We start from the raw sequence: 20,191 nt of genomic DNA, 5'->3' as shown, positions 1-20,191 counted from the left end.
CATGCCGGCCGGGACGCGGAGTGCTCCAGGCAACGCTCGGAGGCCTTTCCTTCCTGCTCAGTTAATTCACTTAAAACAATTAAAAGAAGTTATCCATGACACCTTCAATCATGCCGATCAATATCGGCAATACCGCCTTCATGCTGCTTTGTTCCAGCCTGGTGATGCTGATGACACCCGGACTGGCGTTCTTCTACGGCGGCCTGGTGGGACGCAAGAACGTGCTGGCGATCATGATGCAGAGCTTCATCTCGCTCGGCTGGACTACCGTGCTGTGGTTTGCCTTCGGCTATTCGATGTGCTTCGGTCCGTCGTGGCATGGCATCATCGGCGATCCGACCTACTACGCTTTCCTGCATGGCATTACGCTGTCCAGCATGTACACCGGCAACGATGCCGGCATACCGCTGATCGTTCATGTCGCCTACCAGATGATGTTCGCCATCATCACGCCGGCGCTGATCACCGGCGCCTTCGCCAACCGCGTCACCTTCAAGGCGTATTTCCTGTTCCTGACCGGCTGGCTGGTCTTCGTCTACTTCCCGTTCGTGCACATGGTGTGGAGCCCTGACGGCCTGTTTGCGAAATGGGGCGTGCTCGACTATGCCGGCGGCATCGTGGTGCACAACACCGCCGGCTTCGCCGCCCTGGCTTCAGTGCTGTATGTCGGCCGCCGCCAGAAGGTCGAGCTGAAGCCGCACAATGTGCCGCTGATTGCGCTCGGTTCCGGCCTGCTGTGGTTTGGCTGGTACGGCTTCAATGCCGGCTCGGAATTCCGCGTCGATGCTGTCACTGCTTCGGCTTTCCTGAATACCGATGTCGCCGCCTCGTTCGGCGCCATCACCTGGCTGTTCATCGAATGGTTCTATCACAAGAAGCCGAAATTCATCGGCTTGCTGACCGGCGGCGTCGCCGGCCTGGCGACGATAACGCCGGCTGCCGGCTACGTCTCGCTCGGCACTGCCGCCATCATCGGCATCTGCGCCGGCCTGATCTGCTTCTATGCGGTGGCGCTGAAGAACCGGCTGGGCTGGGACGACGCGCTCGATGTCTGGGGCGTGCACGGCGTCGGCGGCATGGCCGGCACCATCCTGCTTGGCGTGTTTGCGTCCAAGGCGTGGAACGCCAACGGCGCCGACGGCCTGCTGCTGGGGAATACCTCATTCTTCTTCGCCCAGTGCGGCGCCGTGATCATCTCCGGCATCTGGGCTTTTGCCTTCACCTACGGCATGCTGTGGCTGATCAACCTGTTCACGCCGGTCAAGGTCGGCGCTGCAACGCAGGACCGGATGGATGAAGACTTGCACGGCGAGGATGCCTACCTGCACGCCTGATTTTCATCTGCGTCAACGCAAAAGCGGCATCCAGGATTTCCGGGATGCCGCTTTTTTATGGAACGATGCTGGCCGATCTTTTGACGAGCACCGTTATACCTCGGTCTCCAGCGCGATCAGCTCGGCCACGGTCTGGCGGCGCCGGATCAGCCGGTGCGCGCCCTGCTCAAGCATGACTTCCGCCAGCAGCGGTCGGCTATTGTAGTTGGACGACATCGAGGCGCCATAGGCACCGGTGTCATGGAACACCAGGTAGTCGCCCACCCGCGCTTGCGGCAACAGGCGCGGCGCTACGATACCGCCATCATGCTGGGTGAAGACGTCGCCCGATTCGCACAGCGGACCGGCAACTACCGTCGGCCGCTGGGAAGCGCTGCCTGAGCTGTCCACCTGCGGCAGCAGCGAGATGGCATGGTAGCTGCCGTACATGGCGGGACGCATCAAGTCGTTGAAACCAGCATTGGCCAGGACGAAGTGATTGTTGCCGCTATCCTTGACCGCTCGCACTTCCGACAGCAGCGCGCCGGCTTCCGCCACCAGGAAGCGGCCGGGTTCGATTTCCAGCCGCACAGCGTGTCCCAGATGGGCTGCGATTTCCTTGCGCGCGGTGTCCCAAATCGAGAAATAATGCGCGGCGTCGATCGGCTGCTCGCCTTCCTTGTACGGGATCGACAGGCCGCCGCCAGCGGAGATCGCCTCAAGCTCGCAGCCCAGCCGCTTGACGGTGTCGACCATGGCGCCGCAGACCTGCTTCAGGTGGCTGTAATCGACGCCGGAGCCGATATGCATATGCAGCCCGACCAGTTGCAGGCCGTATTGCTGGATCACCTGCAAGGCGCGCTCCAGCTCGGTGTGCCAGATGCCGTGCTTGCTGTTCTCGCCGCCGGTGTTGGTCTTGGCGCTATGGCCATGGCCGAAGCCGGGATTGATGCGCAGCCAGACCCGATGGCCAGGCTTGACCTGGCCGATCTGTTCCAGCATGTCGATCGAACCGGCATTGACCTCGATATCGGCCTGGGTTACCCGCGCCAGGGTGGCAGCATCCAGCAGGTCGGCGGTGAACACCACCCCGGCCGGCGATCCCTGCGGACTATAACCAGCCTGCAAGGCGCGCTCGATCTCGCCCAATGAGACCGCATCAACCATCACGCCCTGCTCCCGCATCAGCTTCAGAATGTGGATATTCGAACAAGCTTTCTGGGCGAAGCGGATGACGTCGAAGGCCTTGAGCTGCTCTATCCGCTCGACGATGGTGGCGGCGTCATAGATCCAGAGCGGCGTGCCGTACTGGCGCGCGAGTTCAGGAAAGGTATCAAGCAAGGCGGTATTCATGCAAATTCTCCAAGACAATTGTCGATATGGGCCATATCATCCCTTAAATACCTCATTCAATAAAATATCAATTATTATCATGTCTATTCATATTCGATATAGTCTCGATAATTCTAAGGCGGACAATAATGTCTATCACTCTCAGGCACATTGAAGTATTCCGGGCGGTCATGACAGCCGGCAGCGTTACCGGCGCTGCGTCCTTGCTGCGCACTTCGCAACCGACCGTGAGCCGCGAGCTGGCACGCTTTGAATCGCTGGTGCAGATGGCCTTGTTCGAGCGCGTGCGCGGCCGCCTGCAAGCCACCACGCAGGCTTTGGCGCTGTACGAAGAAGTGCGACGTTCTTATGTCGGACTGGAGCGCATCGTCAGCATGGCCGGCTCGATACGGCAGTTCGAGCATGGCCAGCTGTCCGTGATCTGCCTGCCGACTTTTGCGCAGACGCTGCTGCCGGCCGCATGCCGCCGTTTTCTCGACGATTATCCGACCGTAGGCCTGAGCATCACGCCGCAGGAATCGCCTTTGCTGGAAGAATCGCTAAGCTCCCAGCGCCACGACATCGGCATCACGGAGACGCTTGCCGTGCCGACGGCCACGACACAATCTCTCTTGTTTTCAGGAGACATGGTGTGCGTGCTGCCGGACGGCCATCCCTTGCTGTCGAAGCAAAAGCTGACGCCTGGTGACTTTGCCGGCGAGCGCTTCGTCAACCTGTCGGTGTTCGACAGTTACCGGCAGCAGCTGGATGAAATTTTTGTGCAGCATGAGACAGAACGCCTGATGGCAATCGAAACCGCCAGCGCGGCATCGGTCTGCGCCATGGTACGGCAAGGCCTCGGGGTCGCCATCGTCAACCCTCTGACCGCCATGGATGAAGCCGGCCAGGGCCTGCATTTGCGCCGCTTCTCGCTATCGGTACCGTTCCATGTCAGCCTGGTGCGGCCGCAGCATCGGCCGGCATCGATGCTGGCGGATGCTTTTGCCAGCGTCTTGCACAAGCACTGCCTGTTGCTGGCCGCAGCACTCAAGACGGCGCTGCGGAAGTAACTGCAGTCTGCCGTCCCTTCATGGCTTCCTGCAGAAGCGGATAAAATCGATGCACCGTCATTTTCCCCTATCGCTTTCGCCATGAAAATTTCATTGCTGTCAGACCTGCATTTATCGGTTCACCCCATGGCGCCGCCGCAGACCGGCGCCGACGTGGTGGTGCTGGCCGGCGATATCTGGCGGCCGGCGGAAGCGATCGCGTGGGCCAGGCAATTCACCGTGCCGACACTTTTTGTAGCCGGCAACCATGAATTCTACGGACGCGACCTGGACGGCACCGTCGCCGAGCTGCGGATTGCAGCTGAAGGCAGCAACCTGCATGTGCTGCACAAACAGAGCATCATATTGGACGGCGTACGGTTTCTGGGCTGTACGCTCTGGACCGATTTCAGATTCTTCAGCAATGAAGAACAACGCCAGCTTGGCCTGCAACAGGCCGTGGAACTGGTCAGGGATTTTTCGCGGATACGCGTGGCATCCGATTCCCCTGAGTTGTTCACGCCGGCACACTCGCAACGTCTGTTCGACGACAGCGTGGCCTGGCTGGAACAGCAATTTGCGCAGCCGCACGACGGCCCCACTGTCGTGATCAGCCACCACGCGCCCAGCCCGCGCAGCGTGCATACGCGCTTTGCCGGCTCGCCGCTGAACGCCTGCTTCGTCTCCGATCTGGAACAGCGCATCCTGCAATGGCAGCCCACCCTCTGGCTGCACGGCCATCTGCACGACAGCTTCGACTATCGCATCGGCGCCACGCGCGTGGTCTGCAATCCGCGCGGCTATGCGCGCGCCGGCAAGCAGGAAAACCAGCTGTTTGATCCTGATCTACTGATCACGATCTAAGCCGCTGCCCGCAGGGCGATGCGATCGCCTCGCCCTGCCGGCGGTTGATAAAACGCCCCGCCTGCTTAGCTGGCGACTTCAATCACTACCTTGCCAAAATGGCCGGCCCGCTCCAGGTGCGCATAAGCTTCACGCGCCTGCGCGAAGGGAAATACGCGATCCACCACCGGCCGCAGCGCCGTCAGTTCGGTGAAGCGGCTCAGGTCTTCCAGCATGCTGCGGCTTCCCACAAATATGCCAGACAAGCGCTTGGCGCCGCCGATCAGCGCAAAGGCATCGAGCTCGCCGCCGAAGCCGCTGACGCCACCGATGACGGCAATCGTGCCACCCATCCTGGCGCTGCGGATGGAGCGCGACAGCGTCCCTTGGCCGCCGACTTCCAGCACCAGGTCGACGCCGCGGCCAGCCGTCAGGCGCAGAACCTCATCCTGCCACTCAGGCGTGCTGTTGTAGTTGATAGCGGCGCTGGCGCCTAGCGCGCGGGCGCGTTCCAGTTTTTCATCACTGGAAGAAGTAATGATGGCGCGCAGGCCGGCCGCTTTGGCAATTTGCAGAGCCCAGACGGAAACGCCGCCGGTGCCCAGCAGCAGCACGCTGTCGCCCGCGCGCAAGCCGCCTTCGACAAACAAGCTGTTCCATGCTGTCACGCCGGCGCATGGCAGCGTGGAAGCTTCCACATAATCCATATGCGCCGGAATCGTCACCCAGGCCTGCTCGTGCAGCACCACTTCTTCGGCCAGCATGCCGTTGGTGACGGCACCCAGCGCCCGGCTGGTAACCTGCGGCGTCGGCGCATCATTGATCCAGTCCGGGAAAAAAGAGGCGGCGACACGATCGCCGAGGCGCAGGCGGGTTACGCCGGCGCCCACCTCGATCACTTCGCCAGCGCCGTCAGAAGCCGGAATGACCGGACCGTCCCCGGTACTCAGGTAGCTGCCATTGGCGATCATCAGATCGCGATAGTTGAGCGACACCGCATGCACCCGCACCCTGACCTCATGCGCGGCAAGCGGCACACTTTGACGCTGGACCCGCTCCAGTCCTGCGATCTTTTGTCCTGATTGAATTTGATAAGCTTGCATGGAATTCTCCTGTTGGGTTCATACGATACGGGACCTGGCAGTTGCTGCGGCAACACTTGCTCAGGGATTGCCTGTTATCATATAGAAGCTAATTATTCTCCAGTGATGTCATTTTTTACTATGTATGTAGCCCATATGGATACACTCAATGAGTGATCGCTTGCATGGCATCAGCGCTTTCGTGGAGGCCGTCGAAGCCGGCAGTTTTGCGGTGGCGGCGCAGCGCATGCGGCTGACCCGTTCGGCCGTGGGGAAAAGCATTGCCCGGCTTGAGCAGCGCTTGGGCGTGCGCCTGTTCCAACGCACCACGCGCAGCCAGAGCCTGACCGAAGACGGCCAGGCTTATTACGAACGCTGCGTGCGCGCGCTGGCCGAACTGGATGCCGGCGTCTCGGCGCTCGACAGCGGCAAGAGCGAAGCCATTGGCCGGCTGCGCGTCAGCGTGCCGGTGCTGTTTGGCCGCCATTGCGTGGCGCCGGTATTGCTGGCGCTGGCGCGTCAGCATCCACGCATGACGATTGAAATGTCCTTCAGCGATCAGGTGGTAGATCTGGTCGAAGAGAAATTCGATCTGGCGATCCGCAGCGGTAGCCTGCCCGACAGCACAACCCTGGTGGCGCGGCGCCTGGCGACGCAGGACATGGCCATCTGCGCGGCGCCATCCTACCTGACCAAGTACGGCACCCCGGCCGACATTGCCGGGATGAGCACACATGTCGGCATCGCCTATGGCCGCGCGGGCCGGCTGGAACCTTGGCGCGTACGCGACAGCAGCGGCGAGGTGCACAAGCCGCAGGTGGATATCCGCCTGGTGTTCGATGATTTGCAGGCCATCGCCGATGCTGCCGTAGCGGGCGCCGGCCTGGCCTGGCTACCGTGCTGGCTGATGTCGAAGCACTCGCGCGCCGGCGAGCTGACCCTGGTGATGGATAGCGAGAGCGTGCTGCCTACCGAAATTTACCTGGTCTGGCCGCAGTCACGCTATCTGCCGACCAAAACCAGGGTTGCCATCGACGCGCTGGTAGCCGAGATTCCCGGCATGGTGGGGAAACTGCAGAAGCCGCCGGTGACTACCATCGCAGCTTGAACAGCCTTACTTTCCCAGCACGCCAAACTGCCAGGCAAAGAACACCGCCAGCCCGACCATGATCGTCAGCAGCTGGCGGCGCGTGGCGGCGCACACCAGCACTGCCGCGCAGGCTGCAATCAGCTGCGGATTGCGCCAGCTCAGCTCGATGCCCTGGCCGTGCGGCGCCAGCACCATCGGTACGATGATCGCCGTCAGCACGGTGACCGGCACAAAGGCCAGTGCCTCTTTCAACCAGACCGGAAAAGCAGCGCGCTCGCCCAGCATGAAAATCGCCGCCTTGATAAAGACCGTGATCAGCGCCATGCCGACGATCATCAATGTGTACATCATGCTTTTCCCCTTGCCGCGCGGCTGCGCGCTTGCCAGTGCGAGATCCCCAAGCCGACGCCGACGCCGGCCAGGATGGCGGCCAGCAAACCGAGCTTGTATGGCAGGTCGCGCAGGAACCAGGCGAAAGCGCCGGCAGCAATTGCCGCCGCCAGCTGCGGAAAGCGGAATAGCTGCGGCACCACGATGGCGATGAAGGTTGCCACCATGGCGAAATCCAGGCCCAAGGTCTGCAATTGCGGAAAGGCTTCGCCGAACAATAAGCCAATCAATGTCCACAGCTGCCAGTTGACGTACATGGCCAGGCCCGAGCCGAGGAAATACCAGTGCCCCAGCGGCGTCTGTCCGTGCTTGTGGTAGTAGGCATTGGCGACAGCGAAGGTCTCGTCGGTCAGCAGGAAACCAAGCAGGCCGCGCCAGCGCGCCGGCAAATGGCTGACGTAGGGCAGCAAGGTGGCCGCATACAGCATGTGGCGCAGGTTGACGATGAAGGTCGCCATCCAGATCACCAGGATCCCGGTCTGCGCGGCTGCCAGGCCCACCGCAATGAACTGGCTGGGCCGGCAAACACGCTTAGCGACATGAACTGGCCCTGCCAGGCCACCAGCGGACCGGCGGCAATCAGGGCGCCAAAGATCACGCCGAACGGCGCCGCGCCCACCAGCATGGGCAGGCTGTCGCGGGCGCCGGCGGCGAAACTTGCGGAAGGGGTAGGATGCGGCATGGACGATTCCTTTGAGATGTCCGCATCTTAATGTCATGCGCTGCTTTGCGCTAGTGTCGGCTATAGAGTTCCGAAACGGAGCGCCTGCCCGTTTCAAGCCCGGGCAGGCGCGCCAGATGTTTACTGCGAGGCGGCATCGTTGGACATCGCCTTGTCGCGCTTGTCTTTTGCATCGACCTTCTGTTGTTTCATGTCGGCTTTGGCTTCCGCTTTTTCTACCTTCATTTCCGTGTTCGCCGCTTTCTTGCGCGCCTTGTATTGAGCCTTGGCGTCGGCGTCCGCCTGGCGCTTTTGCACCAGCGGGTCTGACTGCGCTGCCGGATTGGTGCCAGGGATGGGTACCATCATCACCTGGCCGGTATTGGCGTCGCCATCGGCGGCGGCCGCTGTCTGGGCCTGGGCAGCGCCGGCAGCGGCCAATGCCGCAGCGGCGAAGATCATCGTGTAAATGGGTTTCATGACAGATCCTTTCTAGTTGGAATGGCCCAGCGGACATGATCCCGAACCAGCATGAAAACTGCCGGACCTGCACATCGCAGCTGGGTTCATCATTGAATGAATGCGAATTGCCCGACAGGGCTTCCGCATCAACACGATTCAAGGTTAACGGCAAATCGAGATCGGTTTTGTGCGCTAAGCCACTTAAGGGCGGCTTCTTGAAAAGCGCGTGATAACCGCGCTGTACAAGGGTTTGCAGACCGGTGTTGAAAATTCGGCAGCGGCCGATTGCCGATTACAACTTTACATTCTGGTTTTTTTGAACAAAAATAAAACCGTCAGCAATTCATTTTTTATTTTTTGACAGCTGCGGTTTTGACATGCCTCGTTGTCTCATGGAGAAAACATGCAACTCAAACATACTTTGATGGTTACAGCATTTGCAATGATCGCGGTCGCCGGATGTAAAAAAGCCGATGACGCGAATGCGCCTGCCGCACAGCAAGCAGCGCCTCCTGCCATGGCGCCCGCACCGACCCCGGCGCCGGCTCCTGCACCATCCACCCCAGATGCCGCCGCGCCTGCCGCTAGCGGCGCCAGCAGCTCCGGCAGCTAGGTAACAGACAAGATGGCCACCGCCCGGTGGCCATCGCCTCATCCTGCCAGCAAGCAGCATGCTGGCCGACAACCATTGCTCTTATAGCATGTCGAGACTGCACGCCCGCTCAGAAAGCTGGCAATCGTGTCAGTGAAGTCCTACAACAGAACAGGTAATCCGCCGATTCCTCAACTTCCCTGCAACTGTCACCATCAATGCACAGAACTACCACCCCTCGAAGGAGACGGCGATGGCTTACGTATTGAATGGTTGCAGCAACAGCAGTGCAAAAACCGCAGCGAACAAGAAGGCCGTAGTATTGGCGGCCCTGCCCGGCGCTGGCAAGAGCGATTTTATCCAGCTCGGCGCACAAAACATGACTTCGCTCCGCATTGCCGGCCTGTACGGCCACAACCCACTGCAAAACCACATCCTTGCATCCCTGCCAGGCGAAGACTTCAAGCGCCTGCAGCCGCATCTCGAATTTGTCGCCATGCCTTTCGGCATGACCGTCTGTGAAGCGGACAGCCCGATCCGGCATATCTATTTCGTCACCAGCTGCATCGTTTCTTTATTGCACGACATGAAGGACGGCAGCTCCGCAGAAACCGCGGTCATCGGTAACGAGGGTGTGCTAGGCATCACCTTGTTCATGGGCGGCGGCAAGAGCCTGAACCGGGCGACGGTCAAGAGCGCCGGCTACGGCTTCCGCCTCAAGGCCAGCATCCTGCTGGAAGAATTTGCCCGCGGCGGCGCCCTGCAGCAACAGCTGCTGCGCTATACCCAGGCCTTGATTACGCAGATGTCGCAAACCGCCGTCTGCAACCGCCATCACAGCGTGCCGCAGCAACTGTGCCGCAGCCTGCTGCTGACGCTGGATCGCCTGCCGGACAATGAAATCAGCGTGACCCAGAGCGCGATTGCCGCCATGCTTGGGGTGCGCCGCGAATCGGTGGCGGAAGCCGCCGGCAAGCTGCAGGAAGAAGGATTGATCCAGTATGCGCGCGGACACCTGACGGTGCTAGACCGCGACGGCCTGGAAGCCAGGGCCTGCGAGTGCTATCACGATCTCAAGCATGAATGCCATGCGATGCCGGTGGAGAAAAAAGCGTCGTGACAAGCAGGCGCATAAGCAAAAGACGTGCGCCTGAGAAAAAACAGGATAATAAAAATCCAGCGGTCTTGAAGACCCGCTGGATTTTTTTTGAACTACTAAAGCCAGGGGTTAATTTGCGACTGGCTTTGCCACGTCACCGGCAACTGCTGCGCCATCCGGCGCCACCTGCATGCCCAGCACCTTGGTCAGGAATCCCCAGCGGTCAGCCACTTCTTCGATCTGCTTCGAGGTCGGCTTGCCGGCGCCGTGCCCTGCCTTGGTATCGATCCGTATCAGCACCGGCGCCGCGCCGGCCTGGTCGGCCTGTTCGGTTGCCACAAACTTGAAGCTGTGCGCCGGCACCACGCGATCGTCGTGATCGGCGGTAGTCACCAGGGTGGCCGGGTAGCAGGTGCCAGGCTTCAGGTTATGCAAAGGCGAATACGCGTACAGCGCCTTGAATTCGTCGGCATTGTCGGAAGAACCGTAATCGGAAGTCCAGCCCCAGCCGATGGTGAATTTATGGAAGCGCAGCATATCCATCACGCCGACTTGTGGAATCGCCGCTGCAAACAAGTCCGGCCGCTGCACCATGGTGGCGCCCACCAGCAAGCCGCCGTTGCTGCCGCCGCCGATCGCCAGTTTTTGCGGCGAGGTGTACTTGTTGGCGATCAGCCACTGCGCTGCGCCGATGAAGTCATCGAACACATTCTGCTTGTGCAGCTTGGTGCCGGCTTCATGCCAGGCTTTGCCGTATTCGCCACCGCCGCGCAGGTTCGGCAAGGCGTAGACGCCGCCCATTTCCATCCAGGCCAGGTTGGCCACCGAGAATGCCGGCGTCAGGGAAATATTGAAGCCGCCGTAACCATACAGATAGGTCGGGTTGCTGCCATCGAGCTTGATGCCCTTTTTCGAGACGATGAACATCGGCACCTTGGTGCCATCCTTGCTGCTGTAGAACACTTGGCGCGTTTCAAAAGCGCTTGGGTCGAAATCGACTTTCGGCTGGCGGTACAAGCTGCTCTTGCCAGTTGCGACGTCATAGCGATAGATGGCGGCCGGCGTGGTAAAGCCGGTAAATGAATAGAAGGTTTCCTTGTCGCTGCGCTTGCCGCCGAAACCACTGGCGGAACCGATGCCGGGCAAGGCCACTTCGCGCACCAGCTTGCCGTTCAGTGTATATACCTTGATCTGGCTACGCGCGTCTTTCAGATAATCAAGCACCAGGCGCTGGTCGACCACATTCGCGCCCTGCAAGGTCTCTTGCGCTTCCGGCACGATCATTTTCCACTTCGCGGCTTGCGGCTGGCGCGTGTCTATCGCGATGATGCTGCCCTTCGGCGCATCCTTGTTTGAGTTGAAGTAGAACACCGGGCCATCGTTATCGATGAAATCGTAAGAGGCGTCAAAATCGTCGAGCAGCGGCTGCATGGCGGCATCCTTCTTGCCCAGGTCCTTGTAGTAGACCCGGTTCTTTTGCTCGGTGCCTTGCGAAATGCTGACGATCAGGTACTTGCCGTCGTCGGTGACGTGGCCGACGAAGCCCCATTCTTTCTGGTCCGGACGGTCGTAGACCAGGACATCGTCGGATTGCGGCGTGCCCATTTTATGGAAATACAGTTTCTGGAAATAATTGACGTCGGCCAGCTTGGTCGCTTCTTTCGGCGCGTCGTAGCGACTATAGAAAAATCCCGAGCTGTCGTGGGCCCAGGAGGCGCCTGAAAATTTCACCCATTGCAGATGGTCGGCAGTGTCCTTGCCGCTCTCGATGTCGCGCACCTTCCACTCGTTCCAGTCGGAACCGGAAGCCGCGGTACCGTAGGCCAGATACTTGCCGTCCGGGCTGACGGCAATACCCGCCAACGCTACCGTGCCGTCCGCGGCCAGCGTGTTGGGATCCAGCAGCAGGCGCGGCGCATCGTTGAGGTGCTTGACGGTATACAGCACGGCCTGGTTTTGCAGCCCGTCGTTACGGCTGTAGAAATAGCGGCCGCCCTCTTTGAAGGGTACGCTGAAACGTTCATAGTTCCACAGCTTGGTGAGTCTGTCGCGGATCGCCGTACGTGCCGGAATCGTCTCCAGATAGCCTTGCGTCAGCTTGTTCTGCGCCTCGATCCAGGCCTTGGTGTCATCGCCGTTGGCGTTTTCCAGCCAGCGGTAGGGGTCGGCCACCTTGACGCCGTGATAATCGTCGGTCTGGTCGACTTTCTTGCTTGCGGGGTAGCTGAGGGTCTGGCTGGCGGCCGGGCATTGCTGGGCGATGCTGGCGCCGCTGCCAAGGATGACGGATAAGGCAAGTGCGTGTTTGAGATACATGTTTTGTCCGTTGTGATTTGGGGTGAAATCAGGTCAGCAAAGAATCATGCTGTCATCAGGCGCGCGCGGATAAGCGGGCGGTGATTTTTTTTACATTGCTTTAACTTTTCTAAAAGCAACTATGCTATCTTGCAGTTCTAGTATGTAACATACTGTAATACATGTCGATCTGTATTCAACAGACAACCATATCCAACCTTTTGAGACGAACCAAGCCAGCCATGAAAACTTTACTGATCAGCGCTTTAATCCTGCCGTTCATATCCGCATGTGCAATGACTTCGACCGAGACCAACCAAAACACCGCGGCAGCCAACCAGGAAAATGTCTACACCACCGGCAGCAACCTGCCATCCAAGCAGAACAAGAAATCGAATATGCAGACGCTCTCGCCTGAGCAGGCTGCCGACATGATTCCACCTGTTGCACCCCGAGGTCCTAAGGGGTAAACGGTTCGGGAGCAGGCCAGCAATAGCGCCGCTCCCTCCGAATACAAAAACAGAGTCGCTGCAGATAACCGCAAACGACTCTGTGTCTGATTCCTAGCAATTATCCAGCGGAATCAATTGACCGGATGATTCACCTGCATCACCCACAGGCGCGCCAGATCGGCAACGCCATCCGTTCCCTGCACCGATTTGAAGGCCTGGATCGCCTTGTCTTTCTGGCCGGCCATCTGGTATGCGATACCCAGATGTAATTTAGCGTCTTCGCTACGTTTGACGCCGCTCTTCTTCAAGCCGTCTTCCATCAGCGCCAGGCCCTTGTCAAACTGTCCGGCCGTTACCAGCGCGTAGCCGAGATTGATTTGCCCGGTGCCTTCCTTGGAACTGGCAACCGAAGCTTCACTTTGCGCCATGGTTTTCAGGTCATCGGCAGCAGCCTTGGTCGCCTGGTCACGCAAACGCTTTTGCTTGGCCGCATCCGGACCGCTTCCCAGCAAACCTGCCTGATATCCCTGCTCCAGGGTTTTCTTGGCTTCGGCGGGGAAACCCGCCAACAAGGCTAGCTGCGCCATATCGGTGAATTCTGTGCTGGTCTGCAGCTGTACCGTAGCAGCTTTCAAGCGATAGACGTCGAGTATCAGGCGGTCGGAAAAGCCTGGCTTGGACTGCACCTTGTTGATCAGGTCGGCCCAGTATTCCTTCTTCGGATAATAGGTGTTCAGTTTTTCCAGCGTGGCCAGATAAGCAGCCTTGTCATTGCTCTTCAGCGCGCAACTGATCAGCAGCTTCAGGGTGATCTCGGTCGGCGTGCGGCCGGCAGCTTCATCCGCCGCGATGTCTGCCTGCAGTTCGGTGGTGGCGCGTGGAATGTCATTGCTCAGATAATAGGATTGGACCAGCAGCGTGCGGGTTTCCGGATCGCTGCCGCTTTCCTTGAGGGAGCGCGATAGCCATTCGATGGCCTTTGGATAATTCTGCGCTTCGTAATACAAGCTGCCGAGAGCCTTCACGATCTTGGCTTGGTCAGCAGGTGCCAGGCGCCCGGAAGCAATCACGGCCTGGAACGACTTGGCTGCCAGATCGGCATCGCCTGCACTTGCCGCGGCGGCGCCGCGCATGCGGTCGATGGTATAGGTTTCATAGGCCGTCTTGTCGCCGACAGCGTCTGTTTCCGCTATTTTTGCCAGCGCTTCCTTGTACTTCTGTTCTTTCATCAAGGCTTGTGCGGCCTGCAGCGGCGTACCGATTTCAGGGCGCACGGTTTCGACTTTCGCCTTGTCTGCATCATCGGCAGCATAAGCGCTTTGAGTGAGACCCAAGACAGGAAGCGTCGCGTTGAAACCGACTGCAGCCAACAACACAAACATGGGAGCGAAGCGTAATTTTGACATGGCATTCTTTCAATCGAAAACGAAAATAGGCAGGTTCCAGGGCGCGCCCTAAACCTGCCTATTATATGGTGCAAAAAAACAAAACCTAATTGTTACTCCATGAACTGCTCATTGCCGACGATGCCGATCTTGGTGACGCCCAAGCGCTGCGCCGACGCCATCACGGCCGCCACAGACTTGTACTCCACCGCCTTGTTCGGCCGCAGATGCACTTCATCGATGTTGCCGCCGGCGACCACCGTCTTCAGGCGATCTTCCAGTTCGGCCCGGCTCGCCATCGGCGTACCGTTCCACATCACTGTTCCTGTCGGATCGATGTCCACCGTATCAACCACTGGCAGAGCCAGCGGCGGCGGCGGATTACCGGTCGGCATGTTCAGCTTGATCGCATGATTCTGGATCGGAATCGTGATGATCAGCATGATGATCAGCACCAGCATGACGTCGATCAGCGGCGTCATGTTCATTTCCATCATCGGTTCCGGATCATTGGCGTTGCCGCCCGAAGAACCTACATTCATACCCATTGCAATACTCCTAAGATTGTAGGGTGGGCACCTGTGCCCGCGCGTTGCTGCACGCATGTCCTGCACATAACGCGTGGGCAAAACGGCCTGCCCACCCTACGTCCCTGACAAAGGGATCAGTTGCGTGCCGGCGGTTCGGTAATGAACCCGATCTTGGCAATCCCTGCCCGCTGCGCAGTCAGGATCACCTTGCCGATGTATTCATACTTGGTTTGCTGGTCGCCGCGGATATGCAGTTCCGGTTGTGGCACTTCTACCGCCACTTCCTTCAGCTTGGCCAGCAAAGTCGTCGTATTCGGCACCAGTTGCTCGTTCCAGAACATGTCGCCTTGCTTATTCACCGCCAGGTTGATGTTTTCTGGCTTGGTTTTATAAGGTTCGTCGAATTCGTTCGGCAGCTTCACTGGAATCGTGTGTGTCACCACCGGGATCGTGATCAGGAAGATGATCAGCAAGACCAGCATGACGTCGACCAGCGGCGTCGTGTTGATCGTGCCGATCACTTCGTCTTCATCCCCATCGGGAGAGCCGAGTGACATCGCCATGATTAGCCAACCTTTTTATTGATATGGGCAACCTGGACCGCCGAGCTCGACGACATCACGCCGCTCAGCAGGACCGAGTGCAGGTCGGCGCTGAACGAACGGATTTCTTCCATTGCGCTCTTGTTGCGGCGGACCAGCCAGTTGTAACCCAGCACCGCAGGCACAGCCACTGCCAGACCGATGGCGGTCATGATCAGCGCTTCACCGACCGGACCGGCAACCTTGTCGATCGACGCCTGGCCGGCGATACCGATCGCTGTCAGCGCGTGGTAAATACCCCAGACGGTACCGAACAGACCGACGAACGGTGCAGTCGAACCGACCGTTGCCAAGAATGCCAGGCCGTCTTGCAGGCGGCTTTGGACTTTTTCGACCGAACGCTGGATCGACATGGTGACCCAGGTGTTCAGGTCGATCTGCTCCAGCAGGGCGCCGTCGTGGTGATGTGTGGAGTTCACGCCGTTTTCAGCGATGAAGCGGTAAGCGCTGTTCGGCTTGAGGCCGGCGACGCCAGCTTCAACCGTACCGGCTTTCCAGAATGTCTTTTTGGCGTTGTTAGCCTGGCCCATCAGTTTCACCTGCTCGATCAGCTTGGTGATGATGATGTACCAGCTGCCCATCGACATCAGCACCAGGATGATCAAGGTACCGCGGGCGACGAAGTCGCCGCCTTTCCACAGGGCGTCCAGGCCGTAGGGATTGTTGACGGTTTCGTGGTCAGCAGGTGCTGGCGGTGGGGTTGGGGTGTCGACCAGCGACGCTGCGGCTGCGTCAGCAGCTTTAGGCGCGTCGGCTGTGGCCGGTGCGGAAGCGGCAGCAGGAGCGGAAGCTGCGGCAGCCGGTGCTGCGGCTGGTGTCTGGGCGATTGCGGCCAGCGGCGAGATCGTCACGGCGGAGATCATCAGAGCGGCAGCCAGGGCGGATAAGCGATTACGAGTGGTAGACATACTAATACTCCAAATTTTATAAATTAGATTGCTAGGATAACGGACAACGTAGTGGTTCTACACGTCGATTATTCGAGCTTCCAGACATACTGCATTTTTGTCGTTGACTGCACGGGTTTACCGTCGGCCATGGCCGGGGTGAAATGGCACAGGCTCCAGGCTTTCACCGTGGCTCTGTCCAGATCCTTGAAACCGCTGCCCTTTTCAACTGCAGAATCGATCACGTTACCGTCAGGACCAATCGTCAGTCTGACAGTCACGGTACCCTCTTCTTCATTACGCAAAGAAGTTCTCGGATACTCCGGCTTTTCGCAATTGCCAGAAATTTTTGCGCTGGTATGCGAAGGACCTGCTTCACCGGTGGTCGAAGGTTGTGCTACAGAAGTCGGCAAATCATTTGTCGGTGGTTTGACATTGGTGACTGCTGCAATCACGTTCTCTGTTGGCGGCGGTGTTACCTTTACCTCTGGTGGAGGTACGAACGGTGGTGGCGGCGCAACCGATTTTGGCGGTGGCGGTACAACCTGTTTCGGTGGTGGCGGCGGCGGTGGCGGTTTGATCTCCTCAATGATCTTGGTTTCGACCGGTTGTTGAATCACTTCAACGACCTTGCGGGCGAGACCAGTAACCAGCGCATAAATTAGCGCCACATGCAGAAGAACCACCACGCTGATGCCAACTACATTCTTGGAAGGGTTTCTCCCATCCTGCGTGAAATCCATGCCTCTTTCCTCCGATACTACATTATTCAATTGCCAGAACTGCCTGCAATCTGATGAGTGAACTACTGCCCAGATACGATAACGCAAAAATTGTACCTGCCGTGGTGCACCATTCTGGTATTTTCAATACAAACCTTACAAAGATACCAATCTGCCACCACTCAATTTCTGCGTATCCGTAAATACTACATCAATGACTCCTAAAACAGCAGAAAGATGCTACTTAACTTATGTATTCGGAAAAGCCAAAACCACCTGGAAAACTTCCCAGGTGGTTTACTTACGAATAGTGCTTAAGTCAATTGATTTCCGCTATCAGAAGAACTGATAGTTGCCACGGATAAAGAACGCGCGACCAATAGCATCGCCGTAACGTGCATCGTAACCGTACTGGAAGTTGTCGGTTACATTTGTGCCCGGTGGGTTTGTATTGAACAGGTTCTTGATGCCTGCAGTCAGAGTCAGGTTCTTGAAGCCGGTATAGCTACCCGACAGGTTGTAACGCGTATAGGAACCGACTGTGTGGTTCTTGTATGCATCGACAACGTTAGGACCGTTCTGATCGCGATAGCCGGTTGTATAGACTTGCTGCATTGCTGCGCTCCATGGGCCTTGGCTCCAGTTCAGCGTAGCAGTATGACGCCAGCGGAACACCACGCCGCCAGCAGCACCGACGCCGCCGCCGTAGACACCCAGGTTGTTCAGGTAAGCGCCGCCGGTTTCGGTTTGATAGTCGTATTGGGTGACATAAGTGCCATCCAGCGACAGACCGAAATTACCCCATGCAGTCTTCGGCAAGCGCCATGCGGCGCCGATATCGAAACCCGAAGTGTGAACGTTGCCCAGATTGACGTTGGTATCCGTGACGTAGTTCAACGAACCATCCGCATTGCGCACATAGTTGCCCGCATACTTGGTTGGATCACCGAAAATATCGGCTTCAGGGATCGTCGAGATCTGGTTCTTGATCTTGATGTTGAAGTAGTCGACAGAAGCTGTCACCGTTGGAATCGGCTCAATCACCATGCCCAGCGTGAAGGAGTTCGATTTTTCAGGTTGCAGATCCTTGTTGCCGCCTTGCAGCTTGAAGAATTGCTGGCCGCAATCGCGTGCAGCAACACCGCCGGCAGCTACATTACCGCCTGGGCACAGGACTGGATCGTTGTAGGCGCTGTTGGTAAATGTCTTCGAGTTCGGATCATTCAGCTCATACAGGCTTGGAGCGCGGAAACCAGTGCTGTACGAAGTACGGAACATGATTTGCTTGGCAGGCTGCCAACGGAAGCCGATCTTAGGATTGATCGTGCCGCCGACATCGCTGTAGCGGTCGTAGCGTGCTGCCAGCTGTGCTTCCAGGCTCTTGACAATCGGTACGCTCAGCTCTGTAAACACAGCTTTGACGTTACGCTGACCGGAAGACGATTGGGCGTCCTGCGAACCAGTGCTCGAATCGAGGTCGGCCAGTGCATGGTCAACGTTGAAGTTCGCCTTTTCCTTGCGGTACTCGCCACCAATCGCGAAGCCCACCGGACCGGCTGGCAACTGGAACAGCTCACGGCTGGCAGTGAAGTCGAGCGCTGTGGTTTGCGTACGTGCATCTTCATAAGTACCGTACAGCTGGGCGCTGTTCAGGAAAGCTGTACCAGCTGCATTTTGCGGGCCAAACGGATTGATCACGCCGCTCAGCAAGCCAGCCTTGACCATATCGTTGTTCAGGTAGCCGCCAGCCAGGTTGTCTTCTGCCTTGCTGACCGAGTAGGACAGGCCAGTCTTGTAATCCCAGCCGAACTTTGTGCCTTCCAGGCTCAGCAGCAAACGATCGGTGCTGTTCTTGGATTCAGTCACACGATTGCCGGCATCCTGCGAACGCCAGTTGAGCGACAACGGGCCGCCGCTGGCGGTAGCGTTGGCTGGCGTAATGCCGTTGCCTGGGTAGTACGGGCTGCTGCTGGTGATGTAATAGTCGCTGCCGGTGCCGCTAACGTCGCCGGCGAACACGTCGCCCGCAACATAGGTTCTCACCTTGCTTTGCGAGTGCAGGTATTCAATCGAGGCTGTATCGTCAGCACCCAGCTTGAAAGTACCCTTGCCGATCACAGCGATTTCCTCTGTTTTCGGGACGATGCCGATAGTTGCCTGGCTGTTGTAGCGGCAAATTCCGCTCTTGTTGAAGGCATATGGCGACACGGAGCTGCAGTTGCCTGCATAAGGGTTGCTGCTGTTACCCGAACCGACATCGGTGAAGTTAGCCGGATAGGAATTGCCGCTGCTGGCGTTCAGGCCGACACCTGGGTTTTGGCCGCCCAGTTTGGAAAAATCGCGGTCGCTGGCTTTCACACCGTTCTGGGTGTGATAGTCGATCACGCCGAAGAAGTTGTAGCCATCCTTGTCCAGGTCGCCGATACCGCCCAAAACGTTGACGCGCTTTTCAGCTCCGCCCGATTGCTGCGGCAGGATGCCTTCGCCGCTGACGTTCAAGCCAGTGTAAGAACGCTTGGTGATGAAGTTGATAACGCCGCCGATAGCGTCGGTACCGTAGATCGCAGACGCGCCGTCGCGGAGTACTTCAACGCGGTCGAGCGCTGCGATTGGAATGACGTTCAAATCGACTGCCGAACCGTCGAACGCGCTGTTGGCCAGACGGCGGCCGTTCAGCAGAACCAGTGTCTTGTTGGAGCCCAGGCCACGCAAGTCTGCAGCAGCACCGACAGTCTTGCCGGCGCCCACGTTGGACGAGGTGTTGAATTGTGTCTGGTTGCCCGAAATATTGGACAGCACTTCAGCCGCTGTAGTCGATCCCATCTTGGTGAAATCGTCGGCCTTGATCACGGTGATCGGTGAAATACCCTCAGCCGCAATACGTTTAATCGATGAGCCAGTAATTTCGACCCGTTGCATTTGTTGTGGAGCATCGTCCGTCTTTGTCTCCTGCGCCTGCACTGAATGGGCCAACAGACCTAGCCCAACAGCTACGCCGCCTGAAAACATCAGTCGCAGCGAACGTGGCAATCCCCGTTCCTTCATCATAACCAAACTCCCTATGGGTAAAAGTTAGAGTTGAAATTTAAGTTTTATAGTAAATCTAAGTACGATTTGTTAATCGCCTTCTGAGCGATGCGTCCAAAATCTTTTGCACAACAACGACCAAAAAGCAGATTTTTTTCGCGAGTAAAACAAACTGCACGGCAACTTTACTGGTACCAATTTGTGATTGTTTGCCAGCAACATTTCCGCCTAAAGCTACAAGCAAAAAATATGCCACAGGTTTTAATGCAGCTAAAATAGTGTATCCTAAAAAAAATAAAAACAGCATTTAATTTGGGCAACGCCTGCGAACTGTTGCTTATATACGCCAAATAACAAATACGCATATAAGTATAAGTA

General features: G+C 58.0%; 19 protein-coding genes and 1 pseudogene. 7 read left to right on the top strand and 13 right to left on the bottom strand.

The window, feature by feature from the left end; genetic code table 11:
* Window positions 1-95: 95 nt before the first annotated feature.
* Window positions 96-1,334 (top strand): ammonium transporter, encoded by a 1,239-nt coding sequence (locus CPter91_RS06230; protein ID WP_205631661.1) that lies wholly within the window; start codon window positions 96-98, stop codon window positions 1,332-1,334.
* 93 nt (window positions 1,335-1,427) lie between these two features.
* Here the strand turns inward: CPter91_RS06230 and lysA are convergent, their stop codons facing one another.
* Window positions 1,428-2,666 (bottom strand): diaminopimelate decarboxylase, encoded by a 1,239-nt coding sequence (lysA, locus tag CPter91_RS06225; protein WP_061938371.1) that lies wholly within the window; start codon window positions 2,664-2,666, stop codon window positions 1,428-1,430.
* 128 nt (window positions 2,667-2,794) lie between these two features.
* Between lysA and CPter91_RS06220 the strand changes: the two genes are divergently transcribed.
* Entirely contained in the window at window positions 2,795-3,715 is a 921-nt protein-coding gene (locus CPter91_RS06220; RefSeq protein WP_082792646.1) for a LysR family transcriptional regulator, read from the top strand.
* 81 nt (window positions 3,716-3,796) lie between these two features.
* The gene (locus tag CPter91_RS06215) at window positions 3,797-4,558 is read left to right on the top strand and encodes a metallophosphoesterase (RefSeq protein WP_061938365.1); all 762 of its coding nucleotides are present in this window, start codon (window positions 3,797-3,799) and stop codon (window positions 4,556-4,558) included.
* Window positions 4,559-4,623: 65 nt separating this feature from the next.
* Here the strand turns inward: CPter91_RS06215 and CPter91_RS06210 are convergent, their stop codons facing one another.
* A complete protein-coding gene (locus CPter91_RS06210; protein WP_061938362.1) occupies window positions 4,624-5,640 on the bottom strand; it encodes a zinc-dependent alcohol dehydrogenase family protein in 1,017 nt (338 codons plus the stop codon).
* Window positions 5,641-5,788: 148 nt separating this feature from the next.
* Here CPter91_RS06210 and CPter91_RS06205 point away from each other — a divergent pair, with 148 nt between their 5' ends.
* The gene (locus CPter91_RS06205; RefSeq protein WP_061938359.1) at window positions 5,789-6,727 is read left to right on the top strand and encodes a LysR family transcriptional regulator; all 939 of its coding nucleotides are present in this window, start codon (window positions 5,789-5,791) and stop codon (window positions 6,725-6,727) included.
* Window positions 6,728-6,733: 6 nt separating this feature from the next.
* Here the strand turns inward: CPter91_RS06205 and CPter91_RS06200 are convergent, their stop codons facing one another.
* The 3 genes and pseudogenes from CPter91_RS06200 to CPter91_RS06190 form a co-directional block, all read right to left on the bottom strand.
* The gene (locus CPter91_RS06200) at window positions 6,734-7,060 is read right to left on the bottom strand and encodes an AzlD domain-containing protein (RefSeq protein WP_061938356.1); all 327 of its coding nucleotides are present in this window, start codon (window positions 7,058-7,060) and stop codon (window positions 6,734-6,736) included.
* Window positions 7,057-7,781, bottom strand: a pseudogene (locus CPter91_RS06195) (AzlC family ABC transporter permease). Before CPter91_RS06195 ends, CPter91_RS06200 begins: the two are co-directional and overlap by 4 nt.
* 120 nt (window positions 7,782-7,901) lie before the next feature.
* Window positions 7,902-8,240, bottom strand: coding sequence for a hypothetical protein (locus CPter91_RS06190; protein ID WP_061938354.1), 339 nt, complete (start codon window positions 8,238-8,240; stop codon window positions 7,902-7,904).
* 385 nt (window positions 8,241-8,625) lie between these two features.
* Here CPter91_RS06190 and CPter91_RS06185 point away from each other — a divergent pair, with 385 nt between their 5' ends.
* Window positions 8,626-8,835, top strand: coding sequence for a hypothetical protein (locus tag CPter91_RS06185; RefSeq protein WP_061938350.1), 210 nt, complete (start codon window positions 8,626-8,628; stop codon window positions 8,833-8,835).
* 358 nt (window positions 8,836-9,193) lie between these two features.
* Complete coding sequence (locus tag CPter91_RS06180) at window positions 9,194-9,934, top strand: Crp/Fnr family transcriptional regulator (RefSeq protein WP_061945904.1); 741 nt, start codon at window positions 9,194-9,196, stop codon at window positions 9,932-9,934.
* 108 nt (window positions 9,935-10,042) lie between these two features.
* Here the strand turns inward: CPter91_RS06180 and CPter91_RS06175 are convergent, their stop codons facing one another.
* Window positions 10,043-12,229, bottom strand: coding sequence for a prolyl oligopeptidase family serine peptidase (locus CPter91_RS06175; RefSeq protein WP_205631660.1), 2,187 nt, complete (start codon window positions 12,227-12,229; stop codon window positions 10,043-10,045).
* A 275-nt stretch (window positions 12,230-12,504) separates the two neighbouring features.
* Here CPter91_RS06175 and CPter91_RS26850 point away from each other — a divergent pair, with 275 nt between their 5' ends.
* Entirely contained in the window at window positions 12,505-12,678 is a 174-nt protein-coding gene (locus CPter91_RS26850; protein ID WP_156479927.1) for a hypothetical protein, read from the top strand.
* A gap of 113 nt (window positions 12,679-12,791) precedes the next feature.
* On the opposite strand, the gene CPter91_RS06165 is transcribed toward CPter91_RS26850, so the two are convergent.
* The 7 genes from CPter91_RS06165 to CPter91_RS26415 all read right to left on the bottom strand — a co-directional run bounded on the left by CPter91_RS06165 (window position 12,792) and on the right by CPter91_RS26415 (window position 20,120).
* A complete protein-coding gene (locus CPter91_RS06165) occupies window positions 12,792-14,066 on the bottom strand; it encodes a tetratricopeptide repeat protein (protein ID WP_082792643.1) in 1,275 nt (424 codons plus the stop codon).
* Window positions 14,067-14,158: 92 nt separating this feature from the next.
* A complete protein-coding gene (locus CPter91_RS06160) occupies window positions 14,159-14,593 on the bottom strand; it encodes an ExbD/TolR family protein (RefSeq protein WP_099047167.1) in 435 nt (144 codons plus the stop codon).
* A gap of 116 nt (window positions 14,594-14,709) precedes the next feature.
* The gene (locus CPter91_RS06155; RefSeq protein WP_061938337.1) at window positions 14,710-15,138 is read right to left on the bottom strand and encodes an ExbD/TolR family protein; all 429 of its coding nucleotides are present in this window, start codon (window positions 15,136-15,138) and stop codon (window positions 14,710-14,712) included.
* Window positions 15,139-15,140: 2 nt separating this feature from the next.
* Entirely contained in the window at window positions 15,141-16,085 is a 945-nt protein-coding gene (locus CPter91_RS06150) for a MotA/TolQ/ExbB proton channel family protein (RefSeq protein WP_061938332.1), read from the bottom strand.
* Window positions 16,086-16,153: 68 nt separating this feature from the next.
* The gene (locus CPter91_RS06145) at window positions 16,154-16,807 is read right to left on the bottom strand and encodes an energy transducer TonB (protein WP_061938329.1); all 654 of its coding nucleotides are present in this window, start codon (window positions 16,805-16,807) and stop codon (window positions 16,154-16,156) included.
* A gap of 315 nt (window positions 16,808-17,122) precedes the next feature.
* On the bottom strand, window positions 17,123-19,705 hold the full coding sequence (locus tag CPter91_RS06140) for a TonB-dependent receptor (RefSeq protein ID WP_335340118.1): 2,583 nt from the start codon (window positions 19,703-19,705) through the stop codon (window positions 17,123-17,125).
* 184 nt (window positions 19,706-19,889) lie between these two features.
* Window positions 19,890-20,120, bottom strand: coding sequence for a hypothetical protein (locus CPter91_RS26415; RefSeq protein ID WP_150119635.1), 231 nt, complete (start codon window positions 20,118-20,120; stop codon window positions 19,890-19,892).
* Window positions 20,121-20,191 lie beyond the last annotated feature (71 nt).

Source organism: Collimonas pratensis, from assembly GCF_001584185.1.
Taxonomy (GTDB): Bacteria; Pseudomonadota; Gammaproteobacteria; order Burkholderiales; family Burkholderiaceae_D; genus Collimonas; species Collimonas pratensis.
Note: the sequence above shows the minus strand (reverse complement) of the source record. Positions and strands in the feature narration are given on the sequence as shown.